5 protein-coding genes are annotated in these 6,913 nt (G+C 64.9%); 4 read left to right on the top strand and 1 reads right to left on the bottom strand.

The window, feature by feature from the left end; translation table 11 throughout:
- From AC5RWX_RS28575 to AC5RWX_RS28560, 4 genes are all read left to right on the top strand, one after another.
- Window positions 1-486 (top strand): BCCT family transporter (locus tag AC5RWX_RS28575; RefSeq protein ID WP_494099617.1); only part of this gene is annotated, 486 nt, incomplete at its 5' end.
- Between the two features lie 9 nt (window positions 487-495).
- A complete protein-coding gene (purU, locus tag AC5RWX_RS28570; RefSeq protein ID WP_494099616.1) occupies window positions 496-1,440 on the top strand; it encodes a formyltetrahydrofolate deformylase in 945 nt (314 codons plus the stop codon).
- A 23-nt stretch (window positions 1,441-1,463) separates the two neighbouring features.
- Window positions 1,464-3,971: a GcvT family protein gene (locus AC5RWX_RS28565; RefSeq protein ID WP_494099615.1), complete on the top strand. Its 2,508-nt coding sequence runs from the start codon at window positions 1,464-1,466 to the stop codon at window positions 3,969-3,971.
- Window positions 3,972-4,144: 173 nt separating this feature from the next.
- On the top strand, window positions 4,145-4,363 hold the full coding sequence (locus tag AC5RWX_RS28560; protein WP_494099614.1) for a hypothetical protein: 219 nt from the start codon (window positions 4,145-4,147) through the stop codon (window positions 4,361-4,363).
- Between the two features lie 109 nt (window positions 4,364-4,472).
- On the opposite strand, the gene AC5RWX_RS28555 is transcribed toward AC5RWX_RS28560, so the two are convergent.
- The gene (locus tag AC5RWX_RS28555) at window positions 4,473-6,827 is read right to left on the bottom strand and encodes an FdhF/YdeP family oxidoreductase (protein WP_494099613.1); all 2,355 of its coding nucleotides are present in this window, start codon (window positions 6,825-6,827) and stop codon (window positions 4,473-4,475) included.
- Window positions 6,828-6,913: the final 86 nt, after the last annotated feature.

The following is a 6,913-nucleotide window of genomic DNA, read 5'->3' as shown; positions in this document are numbered from 1 at the left end:
GGTGCGGATTCGGCCTCCCTGGTGATGTCATCGCTGAGCTCCAACGGTTCGTCAGATCCAAAGCGCGGCCTGGTGATCTTCTGGGGCCTCCTCACCGGCGCGGTAGCAGCTGTCCTGCTGCTGGCCGGCGGCGATAAACCGTCGGAAGCATTGGCAGGCCTGCAGCGCATCACCATCGTGGCGGCACTGCCGTTCGTCCTGGTCATGCTGCTGTTGTGCTTCGCCCTGGTTCGGGACCTGCGCCGCGATCCATTGTCCCTCCGGCGGCGGTTGGCCGACTCGGTTGTCGAACGGGCCATCCGCGCTGGCGTGGATCAGCACGGCGGGGCCCAGTTCGACCTGGTCACGAAACACGAATGTGGTGACCGCTGTTCAGAGGACAGCCCCTGCCCGGGTGGTTCCGCAACGGCCGGTCCCACGTCCTCCACCGATTCCACCACGGGCCAAACGCCTGTTGTTTCCACCAAAACCAAATCTTCATCTTAGGAGCTCCCCGTGACCATACTTCTTGAGAGCGTTTCGCCCGGCAATGCCACTGCCGCAGCGGGCGCCGCGTCCGCAACGGCCATAACCCGCAATGCCCAGTTCGTCCTGACCCTGTCCTGCCCGGACAAGCCAGGCATCGTCAGGGCAGTAACGACGTTCCTGGCTGACCGCGGCTTCGACATCGTGGAGCACCAGCAGTTCGACGACCACGTCAGCGGCAACCTCTACCTCCGCACCGCCTTCACGGCAGGAGCGCCGGCAGAGTCTGACGTTGAGGAAACCGTTGAGGTCCTGACGGAAGCGTTCCAGCCCATTGGCGAGGACTTCGGAATGAACTTCACCATTCATGACGGCAGGCCCCAGCGGCTGCTGGTAATGGTCTCGAAGTTCGGGCACTGCCTCAACGACCTGATCTTCCGGTGGCAGGCCGGCAGCCTGGGTGCGGAAATCGCAGTCGTGGTTTCCAACCACGAAACCCTTCGTCCCATGGCCGAGGCTGCAGGACTGACCTTCATCCACGTCCCGGTCACCGCCGAAACCAAGCCTGAGGCCGAGGCCCGGCTGCTGGAACTCGTGGAGGAGTACGACGCGGACCTCGTGGTCCTGGCCCGCTACATGCAGGTGCTCTCCAACGAACTCTGCGGAAACCTGCGCGGCCGTGCCATCAATATCCATCACTCGTTCCTGCCCGGGTTCAAGGGCGCCAAGCCCTACCACCAGGCCTACGACCGCGGCGTAAAGCTGGTCGGTGCTACCGCCCACTATGTGACCGCCGACCTGGACGAAGGGCCGATCATCGAGCAGGAAGTCTTCCGGGTTGACCACAGCCTGGACGCCGATGCCCTGGTAACGGTCGGCAGGGACGCCGAAACCCAAGCTCTGGCACGGGCCGTGAAGTGGCACTGCCAGCACCGGGTCCTGCTCAACAAAACCCGCACCGTCGTATTCCGCTAACGCGAGACCAGGAGAAACATTTCATGAGCGCATCACCTCGCGTTGTCATCATCGGCGCCGGCATTGTCGGAACCAACCTTGCCGATGAACTCGCCACCCGCGGCTGGACCAACATCACAGTGGTGGAACAGGGTCCGTTGGAACTTGCCGGTGGCTCCACCTCGCACGCGCCGGGTCTGGTGTTCCAAAACAACCAGTCCCGGACAATGACCGAATTCGCCACGTACACCGTCAACAAGTTGCTCGCCCTAAGCAAGGACGGCCAGTCCTGCTTCAGCCAGGTGGGCGGCCTGGAGCTTGCAACCACCCCCGAGCGCCTGGCTGACCTTAAGCGCAAGATGGGCGTGATGACCTCCTGGGGTGTCGAAAGCCGGATCGTCGACGCCGACGAATGCGAAAAGATCTACCCCCTTCTGAACACCGGCAAGCTCACCGGCGGCCGCGAAGTCCTGGGCGGCCTGCTCATCCCCACGGACGGCCTGGCCCACGCCGCCCGTGCAGTACAGCTGCTGATGGAGCGCTCCAGCGAGCGTGGCGTGACCTTCGTCGGCTCCACCACGGTGAGCGGCATCGCCCAGGAGGGCGGCAAGGTGACCGGCGTCGAAACCAACAACGGATTGATCCCGGCGGACATCGTGGTTTCATGTGCAGGTTTCTGGGGCCGTGAACTGGGCAAGATGGTGGGCCTGGAGGTGCCGCTGCTGCCGCTGGCGCACCAGTACGCCATCAGCACCCCGCTGCCCGAACTCGAGGGCGTCAACGAGCTCCCCAAGGGCGCCAGCAAGCCCATCCTGCGCTACCAGGACAAGGACCTGTACTACCGCGAATGGGGCGACCGCATCGGCATCGGCAGCTACGCCCACCGCCCCATGCCGGTGGACATGTCCGCCCTGCCGAAGGTTCCCGCAGAGGAAATGTCGGACCACCGCATGCCCTCCCGCCTGGAGTTCACCCTGGAAGACTTCCTGCCCGCGTGGGAGGACAGCCAGGACCTGCTGCCGGCGCTGCGCAACTCAGAGATTCAGGACGGCTTCAACGGCATCTTCTCCTTCACCCCTGACGGCGGCCCGCTCATGGGCGAGGCGCCCGACGTCGAAGGCCTGTTCGTGGCCGAAGCCGTCTGGGTCACGCACTCGGCCGGCGTGGCCAAGGCAATGGCAGAGCTCCTTGTGGAAGGCCGGTCACGCACTGACCTGCACGGCTGCGAGCTGACCCGCTTCGAGAAGGTCCAGACCTCCGACGCCTACGTTAGCGAGACGTCGCAGCAGAACTTCGTGGAGATTTACGACATCCTGCACCCGCTCCAGCCCAGGGAATCCCCGCGGGACCTGCGCGTGAGCCCGTTCAACGTGCGCCAAAAAGAACTCGGGGCGCTCTTCCTCGAATCCGCAGGCTGGGAGCGGCCGCACTGGTTCGAGGCCAACCGTGGCCTGCTGGAGGAGCTCCCGGCCGAATGGCGGGCGCCGGAGCGCGAGGAGTGGGCCGGCATGTTCTCGTCCCCCATCTCGGCGGCCGAGGCGTGGAGAACCCGCACCGCCGTCGGGCTTTACGACATGACACCGCTCAAGCGGCTCTCCGTTGTGGGCCCCGGTGCGCAGGCACTGCTGCACCGGCTCAGCACCGGCAACATTGCCAAGAAGCCGGGAGCGGTCACCTATTGCCTGCTCCTGGAGCGCGACGGCGGCATCCGCAGCGACGTGACCATCGCCCGCTTGGAAGAGGAAAACTTCCAGCTGGGTGTCAACAGCAACGTTGACTACGACTACCTGCGCGTTGAAGCCCGTAAGCAGTCGGCCGCCGATCCCGCCCAGTGGGTGCACGTCTCAGACATCACCGGCAGCACCTGTTGTATCGGGCTGTGGGGGCCGCTGGCCCGCGAGGTGATCGGCAAGGTCAGCTCCGACGACCTCACCAATGACGGCCTTAAGTACTTCCGGACCAAGGAAATCTCCGTGGGCGGGATCCCGGTGACGGCCATGCGGCTCTCCTACGTGGGCGAACTCGGCTGGGAGCTCTACACCACCGCCGAGTACGGACTGAAGCTGTGGGACCTGCTGTTCGAGGCCGGCCGGGAACACGGCATCGTCGCCGCCGGTCGCGGTGCCTTCAACAGCATGCGACTGGAGAAGGGCTACCGGCTGTGGGGTACGGACATGACGTCCGAGCACCACCCGTACGAGTGCGGCCTGGGCTTCTCCGTTGCCAAGGACAAGACCGGTTTCGTGGGCGCCGAAGCCCTGGTGGAACGTAAGGAGCAGCCTGCCTCGCGGGCGCTGCGTTGCCTTACGGTCGACGACGGAACTTCCATTGTGCTGGGCAAGGAACCCGTGTACGTCAACGGCATCGCTGCGGGCTACGTCACCAGCGCTGCGTACGGCTACTCGGTCCGCAAGCCGATCGCTTACGCATGGCTGCCCGCCACCGTCGATGTTGGAGACGCGGTGGAAATCGAGTACTTCGGTCATCGCGTTGCAGCTACCGTGACCGCCGAGCCGCTCTTCGACCCCGCCATGGAACGCCTCCGCGGCTAGCAGGGGTTGGCTGAACCGGGGGTCGCCGAACAGGCGGCCCCCGGTTTTTCACGTGCCCGCAAGACGGCACGAAGTGCAAATCCCTGAAATGCCGGTGTCAGCCATTTCCATGTCGGGCGCGAAACCGGCACGCAACCCTTGCCCTCTGCCGCCGCTGGTGCTTGGCTGTTGGAATGGCTGATAAAGAGGTTTACAAGAATATTCCTTTGGACGAACACCTGCGGCAGGATGTGGCGCCGGAGTCCGAGGGGGAGCCCCAAGACAGGCCAGACCCCGGTTTTACGCCCGGACAGACCAATGCCGGGCAGCAGGTGGCAGGCCTGGCCTCGGCCACTGGCTACGGCAAGGACCTGGATCCCGAGGCGCAGCCGAACGGCAACAACCCCGTGTAGGCAGCGGACCGGGGCAGAACGTTCCAAGGAAACCAAAAGACGACGGCGAACGTCGGCACGTGCCGCAAGTGGCCGTCGTCATGCCCTCCCTGAGGGTCCGTGGGAGGGTCTATCCGGCTGCGGCGGGCTGCAGTTCTTCGGATGGAACCAGACCGGCCGTTTCGGCAACGTGCGGGACGAAGCGGACGAACATGGCTTTGAAGCCGGGGGTGTTGGATTCGCGGGCAACGTTTTCCTTGTGGACCAGGACGTTGGCTTCGGGGAAGTAGGCGGCGGCGCAACCTTTGGCGGTGGGGTAGGCCACGAGGCGGAACTTGTCGGCTTTGCGGTCTTGGCCTCCGAAGGTGCTGATGACGTCCACGAGGTCGCGGTCCTGGTACCCGAGTTCCGTGAGGTCTTCGGGGTGGATGAGGATGACGCGCCGGCCGCCGGAGATGCCGCGGTAGCGGTCGTCCAGGCCGTAGTAGGTGGTGTTGTACTGGTCGTGGCTGCGGATGGTCTGGAGGACCAGGTGCCCGTCCGGCGGGGTGAGGTACTCCAGCGGGCTGACAGTGAAGCGGCCGCGGCCGATGTCGGTAGCGAAGGAGCGGGTGTCCCGTGGCGGGTTGGGCAGCACAAACCCGTTTTTGGTCCGGACCCGGGCGTTAAAGTCCTCGAAGCCGGGCAGGACGCGTTCGATGTGGTCCCTGATGACGTCGTAGTCCTCGGCCATGGCTTTCCAGTCCACCGGGTGCTCGGGGCCGAAGGTCGCCTCAGCCATCCGGGCGACGATGACCGGTTCGGCGAGCAGGTGCTCGGAGACCGGGGTGAGGCGGCCCTGGGTGGAGTGGACCACGGACATGGAGTCCTCGACGGAGAGAAACTGGGCGCCTTTGGGGTGTTTGTCGTCCTTGTCCGTGCGGCCGAGGGTAGGCAGGATCAGGGAGGTGCGGCCGTGGACGATGTGGGAGCGGTTGGGTTTGGTGGAGATGTGCACGGTCAGCCCGATCCGCTGCATCCCGGCTTCGAGGGTTTCGGTGTCCGAGCAGGCGAGGGAGAAGTTGCCGCCCATGGACACGAACACGTCCACTTCGTCGCGTTCGAAGGCCTCCATGGCCTCCACAGCGTCGTAGCCGTGGTGGCGGGGGGACTTGATTTTGAACTCGTTGTCCAACGCTTCCAGGAGCCCTTCCTTCGGCTTTTCCCAGATGCCCATGGTCCGGTCGCCCTGTACGTTGGAGTGCCCGCGGACGGGGCAGGCGCCGGCGCCGGGCTTGCCGAAATTGCCCTGCAGGAGCAGGACGTTGACCATCTCCTTGATGGTGTCCACCGAGTGCGGCTGTTGCGTCACGCCCAGCGCCCAGCAGAAGATGGTGGCCTTTGAGCGGATGAGCATGCCGGCAACAGTCTCGATTTGTTCCCGGGACAGGCCGGTGGCCTTTTCCGTTTCGGCCCAGTCCAGTTCCTTGCGCGCCTGACGGTACGCGTGAAACCCGTCCGTCTGGGCCCCGATGAAGGAATGGTCAACGACGGTCCCCGGATTGGCTTCTTCGGCTTCCAGAAGCAGGTGGCCGAGCGCCTGGAACAGGGCAAGATCACCGCCGACTTTGATCTGCAGGTATTCATCGGCCAGCGGGGTGCCGCCGCCGATGACGCCGGAGACGGTCTGCGGGTCCTTGAAGTTGAACAGCCCGGCCTCGGGCAGCGGGTTCACGGCCACCACCTTGCCGCCCTTGTCCTTGCATTCCTTCAGCGCCGACAGCATGCGGGGGTGGTTGGTGCCGGGGTTTTGGCCGACGACAAAGATCAGTTCGGAATCGTGGATGTCGTCCAGGGACACGGTGCCCTTGCCGATGCCGATCGTGGGGTTCAGGGCCGATCCGGAGGACTCGTGGCACATGTTGGAGCAGTCCGGCAAGTTGTTGGTGCCGATGGCCCGGGCGTAGAGCTGGTACATGAACGCGGTCTCGTTCGCGGTCCGCCCGGAGGTGTAGAAAACGCACCGGTCTGCCGTGGTGGCCCGCACGTGCTCGCCGACCAGCTTGAATGCCTCAGCCCAGGAGATCGGGGAGTAGTGGGTATCACCTTCCCGGATCACCACCGGTTCGCTGAGCCGGCCCTGGTTGCCCAGCCAGTACTCCGTCTTCTCCGACAGCTCCTTGATGGAGTGCTTGGCCCAGAACTCGGCACCCACGGTCCGCAGGGTGTTCTCCTCAGCCACCGCCTTGGCCCCATTCTCGCAGAACTCGGCGGCCTTGCGCTTCTTGTCCGATTCCGGCCAGGCGCAGCCCGGGCAGTCAAACCCGCCGCGCTGGTTCAACCGCAGCAGCGACTGGGCGGTGCGGGCCACCCCGGCCTGCGCGACGGCACGCTCCAGGGCCACCATCACGGCCTTGACCCCGGCGGCCTCGGTCTTGGGCTTGTGGACTTCAAGGTCGTCCTCGTTGATGTCCGCGACGGGGGCGGGCTGCTTACCGAACTTCATTGTTCCAACTTCCTTACCGGCATACGTCCTGCCGGTCCTGTTGCACTGCTGCTGGTCCTGTTGCATTGCTTACGGCACCACGAAGG

This window comes from Arthrobacter sp. SPT-J7 (assembly GCF_059089965.1).
The sequence above is the reverse complement of the archived record's forward strand: the minus strand, read 5'-3'. Positions and strand labels throughout refer to the sequence as shown.

Bases quoted from the DNA above. Each gene is read 5' to 3' on its own strand.
- AC5RWX_RS28565 (WP_494099615.1), top strand. From the start codon at position 1,464: ATGAGCGCATCACCTCGCGTTGTCATCATCGGCGCCGGCATTGTCGGA.
- AC5RWX_RS28560 (WP_494099614.1), top strand. From the start codon at position 4,145: ATGGCTGATAAAGAGGTTTACAAGAATATTCCTTTGGACGAACACCTG.
- AC5RWX_RS28555 (WP_494099613.1), bottom strand. From the start codon at position 6,827: ATGAAGTTCGGTAAGCAGCCCGCCCCCGTCGCGGACATCAACGAGGAC.